Raw genomic sequence first — 23,988 nt, forward strand, 5'->3', positions numbered from 1 at the left:
AACTGTTCAGCCGCCCAGCAGACGATGAATGCGCGTCAGACCGGCAGCCAGACGATCCACTTCCTCTTCACTGTTATAGAAGGTGAAGGAGGCACGGCACATCGCCGGAACATTGTAGTGCTGCATCAGCGGCATCGCACAGTGATGTCCGGTGCGAATCGCAATACCATATTGATCCAGGAAGCTGCCGACGTCGTAGGCGTGATGTTTACCCAGATTAAAGGCAATCACACCGGCACGTGACTGCGGGCCGTAAATCTGAATATCGGGTACGGTGCCCAGCTTATCGAGCGCGTAGTTCATCAGTGCAGTTTCACGCTGATGAATGGTGTCCAGCCCCAGCGCCTGTACATAGTCCAGTGCCGCACCAAAGCCGATGATACCGCCGGTATTCGGCGTACCCGCTTCAAAACGCCACGGCGCACTGTTCCAGGTGGTGCCGGTGGGCAGCATGACCTGACCAATCATCGAACCGCCGCCTTCCCACGGTGGCATCTCATCCAGCAGCGCTTTGCGGCCGTAAAGAATACCCACGCCGTTCGGGCCATAGAGTTTATGGCTGGAGAAGACATAGAAGTCGCAGCCGATATCCTGCATGTCGACCTTGTCATGCATCACCGCCTGTGCGCCATCCACCAGTGTGACGACGCCAGCGGCTTTGGCCTGGGCAACAATCGCTTTAACCGGGTTAACGGTGCCGAGTACGTTTGAAACGTGCGTGACGGCCAGTAACCGGGTGCGGCTGTCAATCAGACCCGCCAGATGCTCCAGCGCCAGCTCACCATTGTCATTTAATGGCAGCACGCGCACTTCTGCACCCGTACGCTGTGCCAGCATTTGCCAGGGAACGATATTGGCGTGATGCTCCATCTCGGTGATGATCAGGTTGTCGCCCGCCTGGAGGTTACTGCTACCCCAGGTGTTCGCCACCAGATTGATACCTTCGGTGGTGCCTTTGACAAAGACGATCTCTTCCTGCGACTGCGCATTGATGAAACGGGCAGCCTGTTCGCGCACATTCTCCATGTCGCTGGTTGCCTGCTGGCTCAGCGTATGAATGCCGCGATGCACGGCCGCATAGCCATGCTGGTAGAAATGACTCTCGGCGTTAATCACCGAGAGTGGACGCTGTGCGCTGGCTGCACTGTCAAGATAGGCCAGCGGATGACCGTTGACCTCACGCTTCAGGATAGGAAAATCAGCCCTGATGCGTTCGAGATCGAAGTTCATCATACGTCGCCTCCGGGAAAGCGTTCAGCAATACGCTGCAGCACGGCCTGACGCATCACACTGTTTTCCAGCGTTTCTGTCAGTTCTGCGGCAAATGCATGAATGATCATGGTCTGCGCCGCATCCTGTTCAATACCGCGCGAACGCAGGTAGAACATCTGCTCATCATCGATGCGACCAATGGTGGCACCGTGACTGCATTTCACGTCATCCGCATAAATTTCCAGCTGCGGTTTGGTATCGACTTCAGAGAGTTTGCCCAGCAACAGGTTATTGTTGGTCATCTGCCCGTCGGTCTTCAGCGCATGCTGAGCCACTTTGATGTGACCATTAAACACCGCACGGCCTTTATCACGCACGATGGTTTTATGCATCTGGCGGCTCATACAGTGGCCTTTATTGTGCTCCAGGTAGGTGCGGGTGTCCGCCACTTCCTGTTTCACCGGCAGCACCAGGCTGTTAATCGCCAGCGTGGTATTTTCGCCGTTCAGCTGCGTACTGGTGTTGTGACGCGACAGGCCGGCACCCAGCAGGAAGCTGGTGCTGCTGACCTGGCCATCGTTACCAATAACCAGATCGTTGTGCGCGAAGTGGTAGCTGGCACTGCTTTCAAAGGCCAGCTTAGTGTGGGTCAGCTTTGCATTGTCGCCGACCGCAAAGGTAAAGCGCGTGCCAGTGAAATGGGCGCGCTCATCCAGGGAAACGTAGTGCTCAATGACTTCCGCTTCTGCACTCTCTTCAAGCTGCAGATGATGACGATAGTGAACCGTATTCATGCCCGTCTGCTGGCCGCTGGTGATATGCAGCAGGTAGATCGGACGCGCAGCGGATTTACCGCGTGCCAGACGCAGGGTCGTCACCTCTTCCGCCAGACTTTCTGTCAGATGCAGGAAAATTTCCGGCTGAACCGCAGCGGGGAGCGGAGGACGCTCAGCGGCCATGCTGTGCTGAACCTCGAACAGTTCGACGTCGCGGCTGCTGAATTCAGGCTGAAACTGACCGTCAACATACACCAGACGGATCGCATCCAGCGGCAGTGCCAGCGCATCAACCTGTTCAGCGCTCAGGGTCTGAGGCACATCGGGCAGCACAAACTGCTGAGACAGCAGCGTATCCAGCGGCGTGTACTTCCAGTTTTCATGCTTGCGGGTTGGCAGGCCAACGCGCATCAGTTGCTGCCAGTGCTGCTGAGCCTGCAGAGAACGCACGTCGCCGCGTGATTCAAACAGGTGATGCCACTGTTGCAGCGCAGAATCACTCTTCGTCGGTAAGCCAGCCATAACCTTGCTCCTCCAGCTGTTTCACCAGCGAGAAGTCGCCAGATTTCACGATTTTGCCCTGATACAGCACATGAACGAAGTCTGGCTTGATGTAGTCCAGAATACGCTGGTAGTGCGTCACGATGATAAAGGCGCGCTTCTCGTCGCGCAGGCTGTTCACGCCATTCGCAACAATTTTCAGGGCATCAATATCCAGACCGGAGTCGGTCTCATCCAGGATGCAGAGCTCAGGTTCCAGCGCTGCCATCTGCAGAATATCGTTACGCTTCTTCTCACCACCGGAGAAGCCGACGTTAACTGAACGGGTCAGCAAATCTTCCGGCATCTTCAGCAGCTGAATTTTCTCTTCAATGAAGTCCTGGAAATCGAAGCGATCCAGCTCTTCCTGCTGACGATATTTGCGCACCGCGTTCACCGAGGTTTGCAGGAAAAACTGGTTGCTGACGCCTGGAATTTCGACCGGATACTGGAAGGCCATAAAGATGCCTTCACCGGCACGCTCTTCAGGCGCCAGTTCCAGCAAATCTTTGCCTTTGAAGGTCACCGAACCGCCCGTGACTTCATAATCTTCGCGGCCTGCCAGCGTAGCCGACAGCGTACTTTTACCTGAGCCGTTCGGGCCCATGATGGCATGCACTTCGCCTGGTTTAATTTCGAGATTCAGGCCACGCAGAATGGCTTTATCTTCAACACTGACCTGCAAATCTTTAATGCTTAACATTCTTATTCCTTCACATTGCTTCCGGCAAGGCGTGTGACGGCATCAGCCCACACTGTGCTCAAGGCTGATGGCTAACAATTTCTGGGCTTCCACGGCAAATTCCAGTGGCAACTCCGAGAATACGTCTTTACAGAAGCCGTTCACGATCATCGAGATCGCATCTTCTTCACTGATACCGCGTTGCAGACAGTAGAACATCTGATCTTCGCCGATACGTGAGGTAGTAGCTTCATGCTCCAGCTGGGCGGTATTGTTGCGGGTTTCGACATACGGGAAAGTATGCGCACCGCAATCCGGACCGATCAGCATCGAGTCACACTGCGTAAAGTTACGGGCATTGGTGGCGGTTGGCATGATCTTCACCAGCCCGCGATAGGTGTTCTGACTTTTACCGGCCGAGATCCCCTTAGAGATAATGGTCGATTTGGTGTTTTTACCAATGTGGATCATCTTGGTGCCGGTGTCGGCCTGCTGACGACCGCTGGTCAATGCCACTGAATAGAATTCGCCTACCGAGTAGTCCCCGCGCAGAATGCAGCTCGGATACTTCCAGGTGATAGCAGAACCGGTTTCAGACTGCGTCCAGGACATTTTGCTGTGGTCACCTTCACACAGCGCACGCTTGGTCACGAAGTTAAGGATACCGCCCTCACCTTCGCCGCCAGGGAACCAGTTCTGAACGGTCGAATATTTCACTTCAGCATTTTTGTGGATAATCACTTCCACCACGGCCGCGTGCAGCTGGTAAGTATCACGTACTGGCGCGGAACAGCCTTCAATGTAGCTGACGTAGCTGTCTTCATCGGCAATGAGGATAGTGCGCTCGAACTGACCGGTTTTCGCCGCGTTAATACGGAAATAGGTCGACAGCTCCATCGGGCAACGCACCCCTTTCGGGATGTAGACGAAGGTGCCGTCTGAGGCGACCGCTGAGTTCAGCGCAGCAAAGAAGTTATCATTCGCCGGAACCACCGTGCCGAGGTACTGCTTCACCAGCTCAGGATGTTCCTGAATGGCTTCGCCGAATGAACAGAAGATAATCCCCTGCTCCGCCAGCTTGCCCCTGTAGGTGGTCGCGACCGACACGGAGTCGAAAATGGCGTCAACCGCCACTTCACGGCCTTCACGTACCGGCACACCCAGCTGATTAAACGCATTTTCCACTTCCTGCGTCAGATAGTCGCTGGCTGGCGCGCTGCCTGAAGCCTGCATGGCACCCGGCTCAGAAGCACAGCTGTCATCGCAGTTGCCGCAGGAGGGCGCGGAGTAGTAGCTGTAATCCTGGTAGTCGAGTTTTTCGTAGTGGGCTTTCAGCCAGTGTGGCTCTTCCATTTCAAGCCAGGCACGAAAAGCCTTAAGACGAAACTCCAGCATCCACTCTGGCTCGTTACGCTTGGCCGAGATCGCCCTCACCACATCTTCATTGATGCCGTTGGCAAATTCTTCGGTCTGCAGTTGGGTAAAGAAGCCCTCTTTATAATTGAGCTTGCCTTCCCAGATTTGTACATCGTCAGATGTTTCGCTGTGTCGTGACATATTTCACTTACTCGACGCCAAAGCTTTCACCGCACCCGCAGGCGTGCTGAGCTTTAGGGTTATTGAATTTAAAAATCTGATTCAGGCCTTCGCGAACGTAATCCAGCTCGGTGCCATCAACGAATGGCATCGCCTGAAGCGGCACAAACAGCGTTGCGCCGTGGAATGAGAACTGCAGATCGTCTTCGACAGGCTCTTTAACCAGATCCATGACGTAGCCAAACCCGGCGCAACCGGATTGTTTCACGCCAAGCCGCAGACCCTTGACTTCAGGATCCTGAGCCGCCAGATTGAGAATTTGTTGTGCTGCGGTTTCAGTCAGCGTCAACCCTTTCCAGACAAAATCGTCGGGTGAGAAAGAGTCTGTATTAACGGATGCCATGTTGATACCTCTTGAGTCCGGACCTTTTCAGGCTATCCCCCTATGGTAGTGATCTGTACAATCACTTCAACCTCTTGTTTTGCAGGGATAATCATCTAGTGCTGTTTTATCTGCTTATTTATTAAGCATAGCTGCTCCCGCTCACCCTGCGGTAAGAGAATCAGCGTCAATAAGCGGGTGATAACCTATTAATAAATCACTCTTTTTAAAAAAACCATTTTTGATCAAAGTGCTTATTGATAGGTTACGCCTTTCTTTGATGTAAACAGATTGTTATTTCCGATTATACCGACAGGCAGGATAAATCGATAAATTTTTCTGCCCACCCGTTGCAATCACGGCCGGGATGAATATGATAATTATTATCATTAACATTCAGGGCGACGCGATGACCCTTTCTGTCTCAGCCTGGCTGCAGCATAAAATCGACGAATACCAGTTTTCGATGCGGGATATCACCGTCGACTTTTATATGGCACAGGCAAAACTTGACCGGGCCGACTGCACGATCCATCAGCTACGTCAGTTCAATGATGCCTGTCAGGATATGGCAGAAATCTGCCAGATGAACGGTGACGATCAGAGTTACCTGCACGCCATGGGTAAACTGCATCACCGACTGCTGCAGGAGATGGGAAACAACGATCGCGATCGCCTGTTTCGCCTTCAGGCTTATCAACTGGCGCGATTGTCCCTGACCCGACTCTGCCATCAACTGGCCATGGTCGGAGAATGGAACAAAGCCACCGTGCTGCAAAGTGACTTTATGCGTCACGCAGGCTGGATATTCTAATCCAGCCACGGCGTGACGTCGCGCACAATTTTTTTACATTATCTCTAACAATGCCTGAAGCGGATGGCGCATGCCATTGCCTTCTACACGCTTGACCTGACTACGGCATGAATAACCCGTGGCCAGGCAGCGCTGACGAGGCAGTCGCTGAAGCTGTGGATGCCAGGAGAGTGCATAGATTCCCAGCGAATTTTCGAGGTTTTTACTTTCGTGGCCGTAGGTGCCCGCCATGCCGCAGCAGCCGACATTGATGTTTTCAAGCTTTGCACCAAACCGGGCAAAGATCCCCTGCCACTCATTCGGTGTGGAGGGCTGCGCGGTCACCTCAGTGCAGTGCGCGAAGAGATACCAGGATTCCCCGCCTGTTGCCTGCACGTCACGTTCTGACAGCGCACGCGCTAACCACTCATGCACCAGCAATACGCTGAAGTCGCCGCGCGACTCACCCAGCGTCTGACGATACTCATCGCGATAGCAGAGCACGGTAGCGGGATCCACACCGACCATAGGCAGTTCCAGTTTTGCTACCCGATTAAGAAAATCGGCGGTGCGAGCTGCCGTACGTGCAAAACGCTGCAGGAAACCTTTCACATGCTGCGCTTTGCCGTTAGGCGAGAATGGCAGCAGTACCGGACGGTAGCCCAGCTTCTCAATCAGCCTGACAAAATCATTTACTAACTGTGCCTCATAAAAGCTGGTAAACGGATCCTGCACCACCAGCACACAGTTTGCGCGATCGGCAGCTGGCAACGCTTCCAGCTGTTCCAGCGTCATGTTCATGGCGGGATGACCGCTGAGCTGCTGTTTCAGATTTGGCGCCGAGAGCAGAGGCAGATCGACCATGCCGATATGCGTTTTACTTAACTCTTTCACCCAGGGCTGACGCAGGAAGAAATTGAACACCTTCGGCGCTTTCGCCATCAGGGGTGCATAGCTTTCAACCGCCGCCACCAGATGATCGCTGACCGGCCGCAGATAGCGGGTGTGGTAAAGCTGGAGGAAGCGCGAACGGAACGCGGGTACGTCAATTTTGATCGGACACTGGGTCGAGCAGGCCTTACAGGCCAGACAGCCCGACATCGCCTCCTTTACCTCGTGAGAGAAGTCATACTCCCCTTTGCTGGCGTGCCAGCTGTTGCGTGTGCGGGTAATCAAGCCGCGCAGCGACAGCGTGTTTTCCGGCAGCTGCTTTTCCAGTACAAGGGGATCGACACCCTGTTCAGCCAGCAGCCGCAGCCATTCCCGCGTCAACGTCGCCCGTCCCTTAGGAGAGTGAATGCGGTTGCGGGTAATCTTCATGGAAGGACACATCGGGCTGCGGGCATCAAAGTTAAAACACAACCCGTTGCCGTTACACTCCATCGCCCCACGCCATTCATCGCGCACCGTGACCGGAATCTGCCGATCAAAGGTGCCGCGCTTCACTGCATCCACCTGCATCATCTCGTCGTTGCGGTTAAAGGGCGTGCAGATTTTGCCTGGGTTAAGACGGTTTAACGGGTCAAAGGCGGCTTTGATGCGGCGCAGTTCGTTAAACAGCGTCTCGCCAAAGAATGCCGGACTATACTGGGCGCGGAAACCTTTGCCATGTTCGCCCCACAGCAGGCCGCCGTAGCGCGCAGTCAGCCCCACCACATCGTCGGAGATCTGCTTCATCATCATCTCCTGCTGCGGATCGCACATATCCAGCGCCGGACGCACGTGCAGGACGCCTGCATCGACGTGACCAAACATGCCGTAACTCAAACCGTGGCTATCAAGCAGGGCGCGAAATTCGACAATATAGTCCGCCAGTTTTTCCGGCGGAACGGCAGTGTCTTCCACAAACGGAATCGGCTTAGCGCGGCCTTTGGCATTCCCCAGCAGACCCACCGCTTTTTTACGCATGTTATAAATGCGCTCAATGCCATCCAGATCGTTACAGAACTGATAGCCAATGACGCCTCCCTGCTGCTGCGCCATCAGCGCGTCAAGGCGGGCGCAAAGTTGTTCAATCTGCTGATCGATCAGCGCTGCGTTGTCACCGGCAAATTCAACAATATTGAGACCCAGCATCGCTTTGTCGGGTACGTCAGTAATTAATTCACTCACCGAGTGCCAGACGATATCTTCACGTGCCAGATTCAGTACTTTAGAGTCAACAGTCTCGACTGAGAGCGCCTGCGCTTCCACCATCAATGGCGCGTTGCGCAGGGCCGAGTCAAAAGAGTCATATTTAATGTTCACCAGCCGCCGCACTTTTGGCAGCGGGGTGATATCGAGTCGCGCTTCGGTGATAAAGGCCAGCGTTCCTTCAGCGCCGCACAACAGGCGTGTCAGGTCAAAGGTCTGCATATCGTCACTGAAAACGTGGCGCAGATCATAGCCGGTCAGGAACCGATTCAGCTTTGGAAACTTTTCCAGAATCAGCGCACGATGCTCGCGGCAACGCGTCAGCACCTGCTGATAGATCCGCCCTTCCGGGGTGGCCGTCTGTGCCAGTGTTTCTGCCAGCGCCGTCGCCATGGGCCGCGTATCAAGCATATCGCCGCCCAGCAACACAGCCCGCAAGCCCAGAACGTGATCCGACGTTTTGCCGTAAACCAGCGAGCCCTGACCAGACGCATCGGTATTGATCATTCCGCCCAGTGTCGCACGGTTACTGGTCGATAATTCTGGCGAGAAGAAAAAGCCAAATGGTTTCAGCCAGGCATTCAGCTGATCTTTAATCACCCCGGCTTCAACCCGCACCCAGCCCTCATCCGTATTAATCTCCAGGATGCGGTTCATGTAGCGCGACATATCGACCACAATCCCATGATTCAGCGACTGCCCGTTGGTGCCAGTGCCGCCGCCACGTGGGGTAAAAACCAGACTGGCAAAGCGCGCTTCGCCGGCCACGCGGGCGAGCAGTGCAACATCGGCGGTTGAACGTGGAAAGAGCGCCGCGTCGGGCAGCAACTGATAGATGCTGTTATCGGTAGAGAGTGAAAGACGATCGGCATAGCTGGTTGCCATGTCACCGGTAAAACCCTGCTCTTTCAGTGACTCAAGGAACGTCAGCACCAGTTGAACGAGGCCCGGCGCCTGCGAAATCTGTGGGATCATGATTGTCTGACCGAAGGTGTTGTAAACGTTTGCGTTTATACGTTAGCGATTTCTCGTTTTATCATATTTTTCCTGCGTCTGCCCTTTTTTCAGAAAAGGCAAAAACCTTTCACCACGACGCTGTTTAATCCCTGGCAAATAGATCATGATAAAAACAGGCATCCGAATGCCCGAAAATGAAGGATTAAGACGAGGTTATGAGTCAATGATGAAAAGCCAGTACCGGGATATGGATTTACCGCAAATACTCTTCACCCTGATGTTCATTCTGCTGCTGATCGTCGCCTGTTTATGGGTGGTGCAACCGTTTATTCTGGGCTTTGCCTGGGCCAGCATGGTAGTGATTGCCACCTGGCCATTGATGCTGAAATTCCAGCGACTGTTATGGGGACGCCGTTCACTCGCGGTGATCGTCATGACACTGCTGCTGCTCTTGCTGTTTATTATTCCTATTGCCCTGCTGGTCAGCAGCCTGATCGATAACAGTGCGCCTGTGATTGCCTGGGTGACCCAGGGCCACACGATGCCGAAACTGACGTGGCTCAGGGAAATCCCGATGGTGGGTAAAAAGCTGTATGTCAGTTATGACACGCTGGTGGCGAGTGGCGGTGCCGGCGTGATGGCGAAAATACAGCCTTACATCGGCCGCACCACAGGCTTTTTTGTGGCTCAGGCCGGTCATTTCGGGCGCTTTATGATCCATCTGGGCGTGATGTTACTGTTCAGCGTGCTGCTTTACTGGCGTGGCGAACAGGCTGCCCAGGGCATCCGTCACTTCGCGTTTCGTATGGCGGGACGACGCGGTGATGCTGCGGTGCTGCTGGCGGCACAGTCCATTCGTGCCGTAGCGCTGGGTGTGGTGGTGACGGCGCTGGTGCAGGGTGTGCTGGGCGGCATCGGTCTGGCGATTTCCGGTATTCCTTATGCCACGCTGTTAACGGTACTGATGATCCTCTGCTGCCTGGTACAGCTCGGTCCACTGCTGGTGCTGGTTCCTGCCATCATCTATCTCTACTGGAGCGGCGATACCACCTGGGGCACCGTGCTGCTGGTCTGGAGCTGTGTGGTCGGCACGATGGATAACGTTCTGCGCCCGATGTTAATCCGTATGGGTGCAGACCTGCCGATGATTCTGATCCTCTCAGGCGTGATTGGTGGCCTGTTCGCGTTCGGCATGATTGGTCTGTTTATCGGCCCGGTGGTTCTGGCGGTTTCCTACCGTCTGGTTTCGGTCTGGGTACATGAAGCGCCCGTCCCGGATAAAGACCCGATGGCCTCGGCTGATGCACTGGCCGATCACGAAGGTACCCCGCCAGCTGTATGATGCGGTGCAATGGCACTTTGCGCCAATCCCCCTGATGTACATTGATTAGTGCGGTTAATGATGATTAACCGCACCTCTCTTCATCATTCAGATAAATTCTGTTTTTCATTAGCGATTTTTAATAAAAAAGCCATCTTTGACCTAAAAACGACCATTCAGGGCTAAAAAAGATTACTTTCTGCACTGTTTCTTAAGCCAAATGACCAGGTAAAGATGACAAAAGATTATCGGCTTTAAACTAATAAGAGGATTCTTAAAGACGACAGCCAGCCGTATGAATAACATGTTTCCTATGTTCGAAATCAACCTGATGATTTTCAGACAAACTTATTCCCCTGAGTAGAGTAAAGAATTGCTGTGTGTAGTCTTTGCCCATCCCCTGTGATGGGCTTTTTTTTGCCTGAAATAAGCCAGCTATAAATAGAAAAGGCCCGCAATGCGGGCCTTTATGCTTGTTACAGCGGGGATCAGGCGGTTTTATTTAACTGCGCCAGACTCACCCAGGTTTCCACTACGGTATCCGGGTTCAGCGACAGGCTGTCGATGCCCTCTTCCATCAGCCATGCGGCAAAATCCTGATGGTCGGACGGTCCCTGCCCACAGATTCCGACATATTTACCCTGTTTTTTGGCCGCTTTGATCGCCATGGAAAGCAGCGCTTTCACGGCTTCATTACGCTCGTCAAACAGTGCAGAGACAACGCCGGAGTCGCGGTCCAGCCCCAGCGTCAGCTGGGTCATGTCGTTAGATCCAATTGAGAAGCCATCAAAGTGCTGCAGGAACTGATCCGCCAGTAGCGCATTGGACGGAATCTCGCACATCATAATGATTTTCAGTCCGTTTTCGCCGCGCTTCAGTCCCTGACGTGCCAGCTCTTCCACCACCGCCTGCGCCTGATCCACGGTACGGACAAACGGAACCATGATCTCAACGTTCGTAAGGCCCATCTCATTGCGAACACGCTTCACCGCTTCACACTCAAGCGCGAAACAGTCCCGGAAGCTGTCCGCTACATAGCGACCTGCACCACGAAACCCCAGCATCGGGTTTTCTTCTTCAGGCTCGTAGCGCTCACCGCCCACGAGATTGGCATATTCGTTCGTTTTGAAGTCGGAAAGTCGGACAATTACACGTTTCGGTGCAAATGCCGCGCCAAGTGTGGCAATTCCTTCAGTCAGGCGGCCAATGTAAAACTCGACCGGATTATCAAATCCTTTCATCATTTTACGGATCTGCTGCTGCAGTTCCGGTGTCTGTTGATCGAATTCCAGTAGCGCTTTAGGGTGGACGCCAATCATACGGTTAATGATAAATTCCAGACGCGCCAGACCGACACCTTCGTTAGGCAGACAGGCGAAATCAAAGGCACGATCGGGGTTGCCCACATTCATCATAATTTTCAGCGGCAGTTCAGGCAGCGAATCGACCTGAGAACTGGTGACATCAAAATCAAGCAGCTGATCGTAGACGTAGCCGGTGTCGCCCTCAGCACAGGAAACCGTGACCTGATGACCCTCCTTCAAACGATCGGTTGCATCGCCACAGCCAACGACAGCAGGGATACCCAGTTCACGCGCGATGATTGCCGCATGACAGGTTCGTCCGCCACGGTTAGTGACAATCGCTGACGCCTTTTTCATGATCGGTTCCCAGTCCGGATCGGTCATATCCGTCACCAGCACATCACCTTTTTCAATGCGGTGCATTTCGCTGATATCGTGGATGACCTTCACCACGCCTGCGCCAATACGATGACCGATAGCACGGCCTTCCACCACCACGCTGCCCTGACCCTGCAGCGTATAACGTTCCATGACCTGACCATTTGAGCGCACAGTTTCAGGACGCGCCTGAACGATGAACAACTTACCGGTGTGCCCATCTTTGGCCCACTCAATATCCATCGGACGCTGATAATGCTGTTCAATTAAGACAGCCTGTTTAGCCAGGGCCTGCACTTCCTCATCACTTAAGCAAAAACGATCGCGTTCGGCTTCAGGCACATCTTCGATCTGAACCTGCTCGCCATGCGCCTGAGAATCGGCATAGACCATGCGAACCTTTTTCGACCCCATATTGCGGCGCACGATAGCGGGACGATCCGCTGCCAGCGTGGGCTTGTGGACGTAGAATTCGTCCGGGTTAACGGCACCCTGCACCACCATTTCACCCAGTCCCAGCGCAGCAGTAATAAAGACCACCTGATCAAAGCCAGACTCCGTATCAATGGTGAACATCACACCTGAAGAGGCCAGGTCAGAGCGCACCATGCGCTGAATACCCGCAGAGAGCGCCACGCCACGGTGATCATAGCCCTGGTGCACGCGGTAAGAGATAGCGCGGTCATTAAACAGCGAAGCAAAGACATGCTTCACCGCCACCATCACGGCGTCGATACCCTGCACATTCAGGAAGGTTTCCTGCTGACCAGCAAAGGAGGCATCGGGCATATCTTCCGCGGTGGCCGAGGAGCGGACAGCAAACGACGCGGCCTCATCATCGGCAGAAAGTTGCTGATAGGCATCCAGAATGGCGGACTCCAGTTCCGGCAGAAAAGGGGTCTCCACCACCCACTGACGAATCTGCTTACCCGCTGATGCCAGCGCATTCACATCATCAATATCGGTCTCGTCCAGCAGCGCGTAAATTCGCTGATTGAGCCCGCTTTGATCAAGAAACAGGTTAAAGGCATAGGATGTCGTCGCGAATCCATTGGGTACAGAAACACCCAGCGAAGAGAGATTAGTAATCATTTCACCCAGAGAGGCATTCTTACCGCCTACCCGATCAACATCATGCATACCAAGCTGGTTATACCAGAGCACGAGTGGCTGTTCGCCATTAATGGACATTGCGCTTATCCTTTATCAATTAACAATGAATGGACACAGGGAGTTATCTCTTTTCAGCCTGGCATATCACCCCCTCAATAACGATGTGTTGAATCGTTAAAGCAGAATTTCAGCAACAGTTTCAGAATTGTGAGCGAAATTTTTTGCTGTTGCGCAATGACGCTATTTTTCGCTAAATGATTGATGCAGCAGGAAATGACAGATTTTCAGCCATTTAATCCCTCTGTTTTGTTGCGCAACAGTTGCGTGACTATTTGCAGCGTAATAAGGGTTTAAAGCATCCCGGTGAAGCGAAACCGCGGTTAGTTTTTAATTATCCTGATGAAACAGCAGACAAAAAATCCGGACAGGCATTACAGAAACTAAAATCAGAGATGAATTATTTAAGCGCATGGCTCATGCTAACGGCTCACTCTTGTCTGAGGCTGATTACGTTATGACAACTGACAGAAGCGTTTTTTATATCTCCGATGGTACGGCCATTACGGCTGAAGTACTGGGTCATGCGGTGCTGTCACAATTTCCGGTTAATATCACCAGTCTGACGCTGCCCTTCGTAGAAAATGTCCAGCGTGCGCTGGCGGTTAAAGCCCAGATTAACGCCCTTTATCAGCAGAGCGGTGTGCGGCCACTGGTGTTTTTCTCGATCGTCACCCCGGAAGTGCGCGACATCATCGTGCAGAGCGACGGCTTTTGTCAGGATATCGTGCAGGCGCTGGTGGCACCGCTGCAGCAGGAGCTGGGTTTGTCCCCCGCACCGGTTGCTCACCGTACTCACGGACTGGATGCCAGTAATCTGGGTAAATATGATGCGCGTATTGCGGCGATCGATTACGCACTGGCGCATGATGACGGTATCTCGCTGCGCGGACTCGAGGATGCGCAGGTTATTCTGTTGGGTGTCTCGCGCTGTGGTAAAACTCCCACCAGCCTCTATCTGGCGATGCAATTTGGTGTGCGCGCCGCCAACTACCCGTTCATCGCAGATGACATGGATAACCTCAAACTGCCGCCCGCGCTGCGCGCGCATCAGAATAAACTGTTCGGGCTGACTATCGATCCGGAACGCCTGGCGGCGATACGTCAGGAGCGGGCGGAAAATACCCGTTACGCCTCAATGCGTCAGTGCCGACTGGAAGTGGGCGAAGTAGAAGCGCTGTTTCGCACCCATCAGATCCGCTATCTCAACAGCACCAACTACTCGGTGGAAGAGATTGCCACCAAAATTCTCGACATCATGGGTCTGACGCGCCGCATGTACTGAGAGTGTTATCGATGCTGAGTTGTAAAGCGATGCTGCCGTCGCTTTTGATTTCATTATCAAATCCCGGGTTGAATTCGCAGGCTAATGGTTTATTGTGACCACCATCACTTCCCGGTATTTCACCGCTGCGAAGAACCGTTTTCGAGAAACTCATGAACAAAACCGACGAACTGCGTACCGCACGCATTGGTAGTCTGATTACCCCCGCCAGCCTGGCGGCTGACCATCCCGTTTCCCCGGCCATTGCCGACAATGTCACGGCTGCCCGTAAACGTATAGCCCGTATTCTGACCGGTGAAGATCCCCGCCTGCTGGTGGTGATTGGCCCCTGCTCACTGCACGACCCGAAAGCGGCTCTGGAGTATGCAGAGCGTCTGAACGCATTGCGCAGCCGCTATGACGATCGGCTGGAAATTGTGATGCGCGCCTACTTCGAGAAGCCGCGCACCGTGGTGGGCTGGAAAGGCTTAATCTCTGATCCGAACCTGGATGGCAGCTACGATGTAAACCGGGGCATTGGTATCGCCCGCAAACTGCTGATTGATATCAACGCGCTGGGATTGCCTACCGCCACAGAGTTCCTGGATATGGTGATCGGCCAGTTTATTGCCGACCTGATCAGCTGGGGAGCGATTGGCGCTCGCACCACCGAAAGCCAGATCCACCGAGAAATGGCGTCGGCCCTCTCCTGCCCGGTCGGCTTTAAAAACGGCACCGACGGTAACGTTCAGATTGCCGTGGATGCGATTCGCGCCGCACGCGCCAGCCATATGTTCCTGTCGCCGGACAAGCTGGGGCAGATGACGATCTATCAGACCAGCGGCAACCCGCATGGACATGTGATCCTGCGTGGTGGCAAGCAGCCTAACTATCATGCCAGTGATGTCGCTGCCGCGGCGGAGAGTCTGTCTGCCTTTAATCTGCCAGAGCAGCTGGTAATCGACTTCAGTCACGGCAACTGCCTGAAGCAGCATCGTCGTCAGATGGATGTGGCGGCAGAGGTAGCGGAGCAGATTAAAGCAGGATCGCGGGCTGTTGCCGGTGTGATGATTGAGAGCTTCCTGGAAGAGGGTAATCAGAAAGTGGTGAGCGGCGAACCGCTGGTTTACGGCAAGTCGATTACCGATCCCTGCCTCGGCTGGCAGGAGAGCGAAAAAGTGCTCGCCCTGCTGGCCGAGGCGGTTTCTCATCGCCTCTGATTTTCAGTTAGCTGGAGCAGCTCACCTCTAACGTTTTGCCCCAGTCTGGCGGCCGCTGACGATATTCAGCGGCCGTCTCATCGCTAAAGGGCTGCTGTAACGCCTGATGCAGGCGTGCCAGCGCACCCTGCTCGCCCCGCTCCGCCTCTTCAATCGCCTGCTGTGCCAGATAGTTGCGCAGAATCACCGCCGGATTAGCGGCCTTCATCACTGCCTGACGTTCCGTATCACTGACCTGCTCGTCCATCAGACGGCTGCGATAGCGCTGATACCAGCCATCAAACGCCTCACGATCGATAAACTCATCGCGCAACGGTGAGCGGCTTTCAGCCTGTTGAGTCTCACTTAGCAGCCGGAACGTCAGCGTGTAATCGCTGTGCTCCTGGGTCATCAGGGCCAGCAGATCGGTCAGAATCTCATTATCGTTGCTCTGCTGTGTCAACAGACCGAGCTTCGCACGCATCCGCTCGCCCCAGACCCGCATAAGTTCAGGTTCATAGGCGCTCAGTGCCGTCCGCAACTGCTCCGTGGTCAGCAGACCCGAAAGCGCGTGCGCCAGCCGGTTAAGATTCCACAGGCCAATCATCGGCTGATTTTCAAAGCTGTAGCGACCCTGATAGTCGCTGTGATTGCAGATGAAGTGAGGCTGATAATCATCCAGAAAACCAAAGGGGCCATAGTCGATGGTCAGGCCAAGAATCGACATGTTGTCGGTGTTCATCACCCCATGCGCAAAGCCCACGCTCTGCCACAGGGCAATCAGCCGCGCGGTACGTAACACAATGTCGGTAAACCATTGCTGATAGCGGTCCGCTTCCGCTTCCAGATGCGGCCAGTGATGACGAATCGCGTAGTCGGCCAGCTGCTGCACTTTCTCCTGCTGCTGACTATAAAAGAAATGCTCGAAATGCCCGAACCGCAGATGGCTCGGTGAGATACGCATCAGCATTGCGCCACGCTCGGTGGTTTCGCGGTAGACCGGCTCATCGCCTATCGACAGGGTCAATGCTCGCGTGGTGGGAATGCCAAGATGGTGCAGCGCCTCTGAGGCGAGGAACTCTCGCACGCTGGAACGGATGACAGCGCGACCATCCCCCATCCTTGAGTAAGGCGTCAGGCCTGCGCCCTTGAGATGCCAGTCAAGTTTACTGCCATCATCAAGGCGCTGTTCACCCAGCAGAATGCCGCGCCCGTCACCAAGCTGGCCCGCCCAGACACCAAACTGATGGCCACTGTAGACCTGCGCCAGCGGCTGCATGCCGGGCAGCAGGGCTGCGCCGTGCCAGACGTCATGACCGTTACCGGCAAAAAGTTCGCTATCCAGACCCATTGAGGTTGCAAGTGGTGCGTTGTGATACAGCAGGCGTCCGCCTGTCAGCGGTGTGGGGTTTAGCGCGGTGTAACACCCTGTCAGTTCCCGAAACCAGGTGTTGTCAAAAATGGCCTTACCAGAAGACATTATTTCTCCCATGCGCTGCTCAGCGGTACGTAGATGAGTCCTCTAGTGTAACGCTGATAGCGGGGATTAAAAGAGGGTATCAACCAGGATGCTGAGAAGATGGCATACGATCATCGGCGCAGAGCAGTGAACGCAGTGCATCCGATTTTACTACCGGGAAGAGCGCACCCTGGAAGTCGACACCGTTCAGCTGGCTGACTTTATCGAACAACACTTCATCGTCAATGCCACAAATAATGAGTCGGTCACAATGGGCGCGAAAATTATCGATAATGCTCTGAATAAACGGCACGAATGACGCGCGTTTTGCCAGCGAATGAATAAACTCTTTATCCAGACAGATACAACTGAATAAATTATCGTAGACTGCATTAGAGGGTGTCTTACCCGCGCCGAAATGTGAAAGTGCTAAATTAAATTCAGCGTGCAGGTCAGCCAGTAAGGGATTATTTTTGCCCAGTTTCAGTTGCGGAAACGTTTCAGTGATATTCAACAGAATGAACGGCAGCTGCTTTATTTTCCGCATAACTAATTCACTGGCCTGCAGTGTCCGGGCCATCCCTTCATCAATACGGATAAATGCTGACACAGAATGCGCTTCAAATAACGCGCGATTCTGCTCCAGCAATCCAATCTGACTTTGCAGAAGGCGCAGCTGCTGCGACTCATCAAGCTGCGGCAGCAACAGATCCTGCGGCAGAGTGATGGGAGCACTTTCATGCACCAACTGCGTTACCAGCTCGACAGCGGTCAACCGTCCGTGAACATCACAGACAGGATAGAACCAGATTTCCGACTGATAGTCGGCCGAGAGATGAATTTTCATTTTGATGCCAGAATAAGCGGCGATGGAGATATCGTATAGTAATGGTTGGGTACAGGCAATAGTGCCAAATCATTGAAGAGACGGACTTCTTTGCCCTTCCACCGCCGTTTGACAACAGGCAGTCACGCTTAAGCCAAATAATAGCGATAAAATACCGCTTATTAGTGGAATTAAAAAAGCATTTATTCTGGTTATTAAAACCCACAGTCAATAACTGTCATTTAAAATAAAGCTTTTACTCTCTGTTTCGGCTCTATTTAAAATTGGACTTAAGTCAGATTTGGCGAACGGCGTTTAAATACGGCGCGCCTGCCAGAACACTTTCCGCCAGTAGACATTGTCGAGCGAAGAGCGGACTACGCCCTGGCTGGTTGACGCGTGGATGAAGGCATTATCGGTGTCATAAATACCCACATGCAGGCCATTTTCGCCACGTCCGGTTTTGAAAAAGACCAGATCGCCTGGCAACAGTTCATCTTTACTGATTCGGGTGCCAATATCGCTTTGGGCTGAGGTGGTGCGCGGCAGCTGTAGCGAAAATTTGTCGCGGAAGGTCAGATAGACAAAGCCAGAGCAGTCAACGCCGTTACGACTCATGCCGCCATAGCGATAAGGCGTGCCACGCCAGTGACCGAGCTGATCGTTCAGTTCCGCTATCACAGTGATCGAATCGGAAAGACGGCCATTAATCGGCGGAGCGTGATGACTGCATCCCGACAGCAGCAGAACTAAAATCAGCAAACCCAGGCGCATCGCCAAATGTCCTTATCAGAAGTTACAACCGGCTTAATGTAGCGGTAAAGCCCGCCATGTAGCAAGTGTCAGGGCAGGACGGTCAGTAGCGTGCGTCCTTCGAGTTGAATCTGCCGGAAAGTTATCTGGTAAAGGGGAGTCAGGCGCTGCGGCGTCAGGACCTTTGCCGGTTCGCCCTGTGCAACCACCTGTCCCCTGTTCATCAGCCAGACCCGATCGGCGTGTTGCAGGCTGTGGTTGAGATCGTGACTACTGGCGATAACGCTGATACCTGCCGCGCACAGCGCCGCAATCAGATCGTCTGCCGCTTTCTGCTGGCCGATATCCAGCGCCGTCATTGGCTCATCGAGAATTAACAATCGCCCGTGGGGATTGATGAGAGGATCAATCTGCGCGCAGACTGCCGCCAGCCTGACGCGCTGCCATTCACCGCCGGAGAGTCTGGTCAGGGAACGGGTTAATTTATCCTGCAGCTGCAGCTGTTGCAGCAGCGTACTGAGCCGGACATCGGACTGCGACCCCGCCTGCTTCAGATGCAGACGTAAATAGTGCCAGACCGGCATCTGGCTCAGCGGCGCCTGCTGCTGGGGCAGCCAGCCCCGAACCCTAGAGAGCGCCGCGCCGCGCCAGTCAATCAGCGGCTTTTCATCCAGCAGCACCCTCCCTGAGGCGGGTTGCAGACCCGCAATCACACTCAGTAAGGTGCTTTTACCTGCGCCATTCGGGCCTGCCACGTGCAGCAGCTGACCGGCGGCAAGTTCACCGTTCATTGGCAGCAGCCGCCCGGGAACAGCAGCCTGATGCAGGCGTAACAGCATCTATTTTGCCAGCGCCTGCTTAATGGTTTCCAGAATGATTGGATCTTCCGGCGTCATATCAGGTGCAAAACGCTGGATCACGCTGCCGTCACGGCCAATCAGGAATTTTTCGAAATTCCACAGAATGTCGCCCTGCGCTTTCGGCGCGCGGCCTTTACTCTCCATACGCTCGTAAAAGCCGCTGCCTTCCGGACGCACCGCGTCAGGACGGGCCGCGATCATCTGCGCATAGAGTGGATGACGACCTTCGCCGTTGACCTCGGTTTTGGCAAACATCGGGAACGTGACGCCATAGGTCGTGCTGCAGAAGGTTTTGATCTCCTCACTGCTGCCCGGCTCCTGCTCCAGAAACTGATTGCAGGGGAAACCGAGTACGCTGAAGCCCTGATCCTGCCAGGCTTTCTGCAGGTTTTCCAGCTCTTCATATTGCGGCGTCAGACCACATTTAGAGGCCACATTGACCACCAGCAGAACCTTGCCCTGCCACTGTGACAGCGTGGTTTTTTCTCCATCGAGCGTAACCAGTTCAGTCTCATAAATGTTCATGCTATTTCCTTTGTGGATGCTGTTGTGGATCCAGAATAACCAGCCGAAGCTAGCGCGAAGATTTCACCAGTAAAATAATAAACAGCGGCGCGCCCAGTGTCGCGGTCACGACACCTATCGGCAATTCCGCCGAGGTCAGCGCCAGACGTGCCACGATATCGGCGGCCAGAAGCACCGCCGCGCCCGCCAGCGCCGAGGCCGGCAGCAGATAACGGTGATCGCTGATACCGCTCAGGCGCAGGAGATGCGGGATGACCAGCCCGACAAAACCAATGGCACCGGCCATCGCGACGCTGATACCCACCAGCCATCCCATCGCCAGCACCAGCAGGTTACGCCAGTAAAAGAGGGACAGTCCGAGCTGACGGGCGGATGTCTCGCCCAGCGCCAGCAGATTGAGGATGGGCCCGGTCGCTCCCAGGGCCAGCATCACCGGCAGCAGCGCCAGCATCATCCAGCCATAGCGCCAGTCAATCCCGCTGAATCCCCCCATCATCCAGTACATCAACTGACGCAGATCGAGACTGGTGCTGAAGTAGACCGCCCAGGTCATGATGGCGCTGCAAATAATCCCCAGCGCCACACCGGTCAGCAACAGCCGGGTGACCGAAAGCTGACGATGCGCAAAATGCAGCAGAATCAGCGTAATAATCAACGCACCGGCCATCGCCGCCAGCCCGAGGCTCCACAGCGAGCCGCTGCCCAGCAGCACGCCGAGCACCAGGCCAATACCGGCGCCGTTCGAGACGCCAAGGAGGCCAGGCTCTGCCAGCGGATTGGTAAACAGCGCCTGCATCACCACACCGCATATCGCCAGAGACGCCCCCACCAGCACCACCGCCAGGCTGCGGGGGAACCGCAACTGCCAGACAAAGAGTCTGCCGCTCTCGGAGAACCACGCTGCGGGCGCGATCCAGCTGTCTCCGGCACAGAGGCTGAGACAGAGCAGTGCACAGAGCGTAAGAGCCAGCGCAATCAGCCATTTCTGGCCGCGCTGGTCGGACTGGCGCGCGAACGTGTCGAGCAGAGACATAAGCAGGATTAGCTGAGAAAACAGTGATTTGATTGTAGAGAGATTGCAGAAAAAAGAAAGGCTGATGAGGCGGTTTACGCTGGCCTGCCGTGGCGATTAACGGCGCGGGGAGTGGTGAGGTTGTGTGCCGGAACCATGAAAAAAGGCCGCTTTCGCGGCCTTTTTGAAACGCTGAAATTCAGTCAGTCTCTTTGGGTGTAGCGTTCTCTACGCGGCTTTTCAGCTTCTGTCCTGGGCGGAACGTTACTACGCGACGCGCAGTAATCGGAATATCTTCACCCGTTTTCGGGTTTCTGCCAGGACGCTGGTTTTTGTCACGCAGGTCGAAATTACCAAACCCAGACAGTTTAACCTGTTCTCCATTTTCCAAAGCGCGGCGAACCTCTTCGAAAAACAGCTCCACTAACTCTTTGGCATCGCGTTTGCTTAACCCGAGTTTCTCAAACAGGTACTCTGACATCTCAGCTTTTGTAAGCGCCATAGGTTCAATCCCTCAAGGTTGCCTGGAATCGCTCTTTTAATGCCGCAACGCATTTGCCAACGGTCGCGGCAATCTCCTCTTCTTCGAGTGTCCGGCTGGTATCCTGCAAAATCAGGCTGATTGCGAGGCTCTTGTAGCCCTCAGAAACGCCCTTACCGCGGTACACGTCAAACAAGTTTACGCCAACTACCTGATTTACGCCAACTTTCTTACACTCTGCGATGATATCTGCTGCAGGGACGTTTTCAGCCACCACAACAGCAATATCACGACGGTTCGCCGGGAAGCGAGAAATCTCGCGCGCGTCAGGCAGGACGCGGTCTGCGACCTTATTCCAAAGCAGTTCAAAGACTAAGGTGCGGCCATTAAGATCAAGCTTACGTTCCAGCTCAGGATGAACCACGCCGATAAAACCGATATGTTCATCATGCAAATAAATCGCCGCGCTCTGTCCTGGATGCAACGCCGGATTCACTTCAGCACGGAAGCTGATGTTATCCAGTTTGCCGGTTAAATCGAGCAGCGACTCTAAATCGCCTTTCAAATCATAGAAGTCAACGGTCTGACGCGCCAGATCCCAGTGCTCTTCAACGCGGTTGCCACTGATCACGCCAGCCAGCATAAGATCCTGACGGATACCTAAATCCGCCTGGCTATCGGGCACAAAACGTAAGCCGCTCTCGAACAGGCGTACGCGGCTCTGCTGACGGTTCTGGTTGTAAACCACTGCACTGAGCAGGCCAGTCCAGAGTGACAGACGCATCGTCGACATGTCGCTGGAGATCGGGCTTGGCAGTAGCAGCGCCTCTTCACCCGGATGAAGCAGCTGCTGGATTTTTGGATCAACGAAGCTGTAGGTAATCGCTTCCTGATAACCTTTATCCACCAGCATGTTTTTAGCGCGCTTCAGCGACAGGTTCGCTTCGCGGTGCTGGGTCATTACCAGCCCGGCCTGTACTGGCACATCCGGAATGTTGTTATAGCCGTAAATACGCGCCACTTCTTCGACCAGGTCTTCTTCGATCGCCATATCGAAGCGCCAGCTCGGGGCCACAGCCTGCCACTGCCCTTCACCCACGGTGACTTCACAGCCCAGGCGGGTCAGGATGTCAGTGACCTGATCATCCGCAATGACGTGGCCAATCAGACGGTCCAGTTTTTCACGGCGCAGGGTGATCGTCGCCGGTACAGGGAGTGCTGTCTGATGGGTCTGATCGATGACTGGGCCCGCTTCACCGCCGCAGATTGACAGCAGCAGCTCGGTCGCACGCTCCAGCGCGGTGTGTTGCAGCGCCGGATCAACGCCACGCTCGTAGCGATGTGACGCGTCGGTATGCAGACCATGACGACGTGCGCGACCGGTGATAGAAAGCGGGTCAAAGTATGCGCACTCGAACAGGATGTTTTGCGTTTCGCCGTTCACACCTGAATGTTCGCCACCAAAAATACCGGCCATGGCCAGCGCTTTCTGGTGATCGGCGATCACTAAGGTATCACTTTGCAGACTGGCTTCAGTGCCATCCAGCAGTGTCAGCTTTTCGCCCTCTTTCGCCATGCGCACCACGATACCGCCGTCAATGCGGTCGAGGTCGAAGGCGTGCATCGGCTGACCCAGTTCCAGCAGAACGTAGTTAGTGATGTCTACAACCGGATCGATTGAGCGAATGCCGCAGCGACGCAGCTTCTCTTTCATCCACAGTGGCGTCGCCGCCGCAACGTTAATCCCTTTCACTACGCGGCCCAGATAGCGCGGACAGGCTTCTGTTGCGTCAACCTGGATCGGGAATGTCTCGTTGAGCGTAGCCGTGACCGGCTGCATCTGCGGCTTGTTCAGCGGTAAACCGTTCAGCACAGCGACATCACGGGCGATACCGATCAGACCCAGGCAGTCGGCGCGGTTAGGCGTGACGCTGATTTCAATGGTGTTGTCATCCAGCTGCAGGTATGTGCGGATGTCGGTGCCAATGGGCGCATCGGCAGGCAGTTCGATAATGCCGTTGTGGTCGTCGGAAATGCCCAGCTCGGAGAACGAGCAGAGCATACCTTCAGACGGCTCGCCACGCAGTTTGGCCGCTTTGATTTTGAAATCACCTGGCAGCACGGCACCCACGGTCGCGACGGCGACTTTCAGTCCCTGACGGCAGTTCGGCGCGCCACAGACGATATCCAGCAGACGCTCGCCGCCCACATTGATTTTGGTCACACGCAGCTTGTCGGCATTGGGGTGCTGACCGCACTCCACCACTTCACCGACCACGACGCCATGAAACGCACCCGCAACCGGCTCAACGCCGTCCACTTCCAGGCCAGCCATGGTGATTTGTTCAGACAGCGCAGCGCTGTCCAGGGCTGGATTTACCCATTCGCGTAACCAGAGTTCACTGAATTTCATTGGATATCCTGC

At 54.5% G+C, this 23,988-nt stretch carries 19 protein-coding genes and 1 other RNA gene; 5 read left to right on the forward strand and 15 right to left on the reverse strand.

The annotated features are described in order from the left end of the window. Nucleotides 1-6: 6 nt before the first annotated feature. Genes sufS through sufA form a run of 5 tightly spaced genes read right to left on the reverse strand, consistent with a single transcriptional unit; the run spans nt 7 to nt 5,149 of the window. Nucleotides 7-1,230 carry a cysteine desulfurase SufS gene (gene sufS, locus KTJ90_RS10730; RefSeq protein WP_039660498.1) on the reverse strand — a complete coding sequence of 408 codons (1,224 nt, stop codon included), beginning with the start codon at nt 1,228-1,230 and terminating at the stop codon, nt 7-9. Further along, a complete protein-coding gene (gene sufD / locus KTJ90_RS10735) occupies nt 1,230-2,510 on the reverse strand; it encodes a Fe-S cluster assembly protein SufD (RefSeq protein ID WP_499024519.1) in 1,281 nt (426 codons plus the stop codon). The genes sufS and sufD overlap by 1 nt, the downstream gene beginning before the upstream one ends. Next, entirely contained in the window at nt 2,485-3,231 is a 747-nt protein-coding gene (gene sufC, locus KTJ90_RS10740; protein ID WP_003853225.1) for a Fe-S cluster assembly ATPase SufC, read from the reverse strand. Before sufC ends, sufD begins: the two co-directional genes overlap by 26 nt. A 42-nt stretch (nt 3,232-3,273) precedes the next feature. Beyond that, entirely contained in the window at nt 3,274-4,767 is a 1,494-nt protein-coding gene (gene sufB, locus KTJ90_RS10745) for a Fe-S cluster assembly protein SufB (protein WP_003853227.1), read from the reverse strand. 7 nt (nt 4,768-4,774) lie between these two features. Then, nucleotides 4,775-5,149: a Fe-S cluster assembly scaffold SufA gene (sufA, locus tag KTJ90_RS10750; RefSeq protein WP_003853229.1), complete on the reverse strand. Its 375-nt coding sequence runs from the start codon at nt 5,147-5,149 to the stop codon at nt 4,775-4,777. A gap of 388 nt (nt 5,150-5,537) precedes the next feature. Here sufA and KTJ90_RS10755 point away from each other — a divergent pair, with 388 nt between their 5' ends. Continuing rightward, on the forward strand, nt 5,538-5,942 hold the full coding sequence (locus tag KTJ90_RS10755; RefSeq protein WP_033743294.1) for a hypothetical protein: 405 nt from the start codon (nt 5,538-5,540) through the stop codon (nt 5,940-5,942). A gap of 33 nt (nt 5,943-5,975) precedes the next feature. Here the strand turns inward: KTJ90_RS10755 and ydiJ are convergent, their stop codons facing one another. Continuing rightward, nucleotides 5,976-9,029, reverse strand: coding sequence for an FAD-binding and (Fe-S)-binding domain-containing protein (gene ydiJ, locus KTJ90_RS10760; RefSeq protein WP_499024523.1), 3,054 nt, complete (start codon nt 9,027-9,029; stop codon nt 5,976-5,978). A gap of 205 nt (nt 9,030-9,234) precedes the next feature. Between ydiJ and ydiK the strand changes: the two genes are divergently transcribed. Next, nucleotides 9,235-10,353, forward strand: a complete 1,119-nt coding sequence (gene ydiK / locus KTJ90_RS10765; protein ID WP_499026507.1) for an AI-2E family transporter YdiK — start codon at nt 9,235-9,237, stop codon at nt 10,351-10,353. A 292-nt stretch (nt 10,354-10,645) separates the two neighbouring features. Then, nucleotides 10,646-10,753, forward strand: an RNA gene (gene rprA, locus KTJ90_RS10770) — antisense sRNA RprA. Nucleotides 10,754-10,820: 67 nt separating this feature from the next. On the opposite strand, the gene ppsA is transcribed toward rprA, so the two are convergent. After that, nucleotides 10,821-13,205 (reverse strand): phosphoenolpyruvate synthase, encoded by a 2,385-nt coding sequence (ppsA, locus tag KTJ90_RS10775; RefSeq protein ID WP_008926189.1) that lies wholly within the window; start codon nt 13,203-13,205, stop codon nt 10,821-10,823. A 436-nt stretch (nt 13,206-13,641) separates the two neighbouring features. On the opposite strand from ppsA, the gene ppsR reads away from it, so the two are divergent. After that, nucleotides 13,642-14,469, forward strand: a complete 828-nt coding sequence (gene ppsR, locus KTJ90_RS10780) for a posphoenolpyruvate synthetase regulatory kinase/phosphorylase PpsR (RefSeq protein ID WP_003853242.1) — start codon at nt 13,642-13,644, stop codon at nt 14,467-14,469. Between the two features lie 152 nt (nt 14,470-14,621). Next, nucleotides 14,622-15,668, forward strand: coding sequence for a 3-deoxy-7-phosphoheptulonate synthase (locus tag KTJ90_RS10785; RefSeq protein WP_039660358.1), 1,047 nt, complete (start codon nt 14,622-14,624; stop codon nt 15,666-15,668). Nucleotides 15,669-15,675: 7 nt separating this feature from the next. Here KTJ90_RS10785 and KTJ90_RS10790 read toward each other — a convergent pair whose 3' ends face one another. The 8 genes from KTJ90_RS10790 to pheT form a co-directional block, all read right to left on the reverse strand. Further along, nucleotides 15,676-17,127, reverse strand: coding sequence for a protein adenylyltransferase SelO (locus tag KTJ90_RS10790; protein WP_140033492.1), 1,452 nt, complete (start codon nt 17,125-17,127; stop codon nt 15,676-15,678). A 79-nt stretch (nt 17,128-17,206) separates the two neighbouring features. Then, nucleotides 17,207-17,953 (reverse strand): EAL domain-containing protein, encoded by a 747-nt coding sequence (locus tag KTJ90_RS10795; protein WP_105099231.1) that lies wholly within the window; start codon nt 17,951-17,953, stop codon nt 17,207-17,209. A 294-nt stretch (nt 17,954-18,247) separates the two neighbouring features. Continuing rightward, the gene (locus KTJ90_RS10800; protein ID WP_105099232.1) at nt 18,248-18,706 is read right to left on the reverse strand and encodes a C40 family peptidase; all 459 of its coding nucleotides are present in this window, start codon (nt 18,704-18,706) and stop codon (nt 18,248-18,250) included. Nucleotides 18,707-18,774: 68 nt separating this feature from the next. Next, the gene (btuD, locus tag KTJ90_RS10805; RefSeq protein ID WP_003853253.1) at nt 18,775-19,524 is read right to left on the reverse strand and encodes a vitamin B12 ABC transporter ATP-binding protein BtuD; all 750 of its coding nucleotides are present in this window, start codon (nt 19,522-19,524) and stop codon (nt 18,775-18,777) included. Then, nucleotides 19,525-20,070: a glutathione peroxidase gene (locus KTJ90_RS10810; RefSeq protein WP_008926185.1), complete on the reverse strand. Its 546-nt coding sequence runs from the start codon at nt 20,068-20,070 to the stop codon at nt 19,525-19,527. Nucleotides 20,071-20,119: 49 nt separating this feature from the next. Continuing rightward, the gene (gene btuC / locus KTJ90_RS10815; protein WP_105099234.1) at nt 20,120-21,103 is read right to left on the reverse strand and encodes a vitamin B12 ABC transporter permease BtuC; all 984 of its coding nucleotides are present in this window, start codon (nt 21,101-21,103) and stop codon (nt 20,120-20,122) included. A gap of 178 nt (nt 21,104-21,281) precedes the next feature. Next, nucleotides 21,282-21,584 (reverse strand): integration host factor subunit alpha, encoded by a 303-nt coding sequence (gene ihfA / locus KTJ90_RS10820; RefSeq protein ID WP_003853259.1) that lies wholly within the window; start codon nt 21,582-21,584, stop codon nt 21,282-21,284. A 4-nt stretch (nt 21,585-21,588) separates the two neighbouring features. Continuing rightward, nucleotides 21,589-23,976: a phenylalanine--tRNA ligase subunit beta gene (pheT, locus tag KTJ90_RS10825; RefSeq protein WP_105099235.1), complete on the reverse strand. Its 2,388-nt coding sequence runs from the start codon at nt 23,974-23,976 to the stop codon at nt 21,589-21,591. Between the last annotated feature and the right edge of the window lie 12 nt (nt 23,977-23,988).

The organism is Pantoea jilinensis (assembly GCF_019104105.1).
In the GTDB taxonomy this organism is placed as follows: Bacteria; Pseudomonadota; Gammaproteobacteria; order Enterobacterales; family Enterobacteriaceae; genus Pantoea; species Pantoea eucalypti.

Coding starts and splice junctions, on each gene's coding strand:
- sufS (WP_039660498.1), bottom strand. CDS start 1,230: ATGAACTTCGATCTCGAACGCATCAGGGCTGATTTTCCTATCCTGAAG.
- sufD (WP_499024519.1), bottom strand. CDS start 2,510: ATGGCTGGCTTACCGACGAAGAGTGATTCTGCGCTGCAACAGTGGCAT.
- sufC (WP_003853225.1), bottom strand. CDS start 3,231: ATGTTAAGCATTAAAGATTTGCAGGTCAGTGTTGAAGATAAAGCCATT.
- sufB (WP_003853227.1), bottom strand. CDS start 4,767: ATGTCACGACACAGCGAAACATCTGACGATGTACAAATCTGGGAAGGC.
- sufA (WP_003853229.1), bottom strand. CDS start 5,149: ATGGCATCCGTTAATACAGACTCTTTCTCACCCGACGATTTTGTCTGG.
- KTJ90_RS10755 (WP_033743294.1), top strand. CDS start 5,538: ATGACCCTTTCTGTCTCAGCCTGGCTGCAGCATAAAATCGACGAATAC.
- ydiJ (WP_499024523.1), bottom strand. CDS start 9,029: ATGATCCCACAGATTTCGCAGGCGCCGGGCCTCGTTCAACTGGTGCTG.
- ydiK (WP_499026507.1), top strand. CDS start 9,235: ATGATGAAAAGCCAGTACCGGGATATGGATTTACCGCAAATACTCTTC.
- ppsA (WP_008926189.1), bottom strand. CDS start 13,205: ATGTCCATTAATGGCGAACAGCCACTCGTGCTCTGGTATAACCAGCTT.
- ppsR (WP_003853242.1), top strand. CDS start 13,642: ATGACAACTGACAGAAGCGTTTTTTATATCTCCGATGGTACGGCCATT.
- KTJ90_RS10785 (WP_039660358.1), top strand. CDS start 14,622: ATGAACAAAACCGACGAACTGCGTACCGCACGCATTGGTAGTCTGATT.
- KTJ90_RS10790 (WP_140033492.1), bottom strand. CDS start 17,127: ATGTCTTCTGGTAAGGCCATTTTTGACAACACCTGGTTTCGGGAACTG.
- KTJ90_RS10795 (WP_105099231.1), bottom strand. CDS start 17,953: ATGAAAATTCATCTCTCGGCCGACTATCAGTCGGAAATCTGGTTCTAT.
- KTJ90_RS10800 (WP_105099232.1), bottom strand. CDS start 18,706: ATGCGCCTGGGTTTGCTGATTTTAGTTCTGCTGCTGTCGGGATGCAGT.
- btuD (WP_003853253.1), bottom strand. CDS start 19,524: ATGCTGTTACGCCTGCATCAGGCTGCTGTTCCCGGGCGGCTGCTGCCA.
- KTJ90_RS10810 (WP_008926185.1), bottom strand. CDS start 20,070: ATGAACATTTATGAGACTGAACTGGTTACGCTCGATGGAGAAAAAACC.
- btuC (WP_105099234.1), bottom strand. CDS start 21,103: ATGTCTCTGCTCGACACGTTCGCGCGCCAGTCCGACCAGCGCGGCCAG.
- ihfA (WP_003853259.1), bottom strand. CDS start 21,584: ATGGCGCTTACAAAAGCTGAGATGTCAGAGTACCTGTTTGAGAAACTC.
- pheT (WP_105099235.1), bottom strand. CDS start 23,976: ATGAAATTCAGTGAACTCTGGTTACGCGAATGGGTAAATCCAGCCCTG.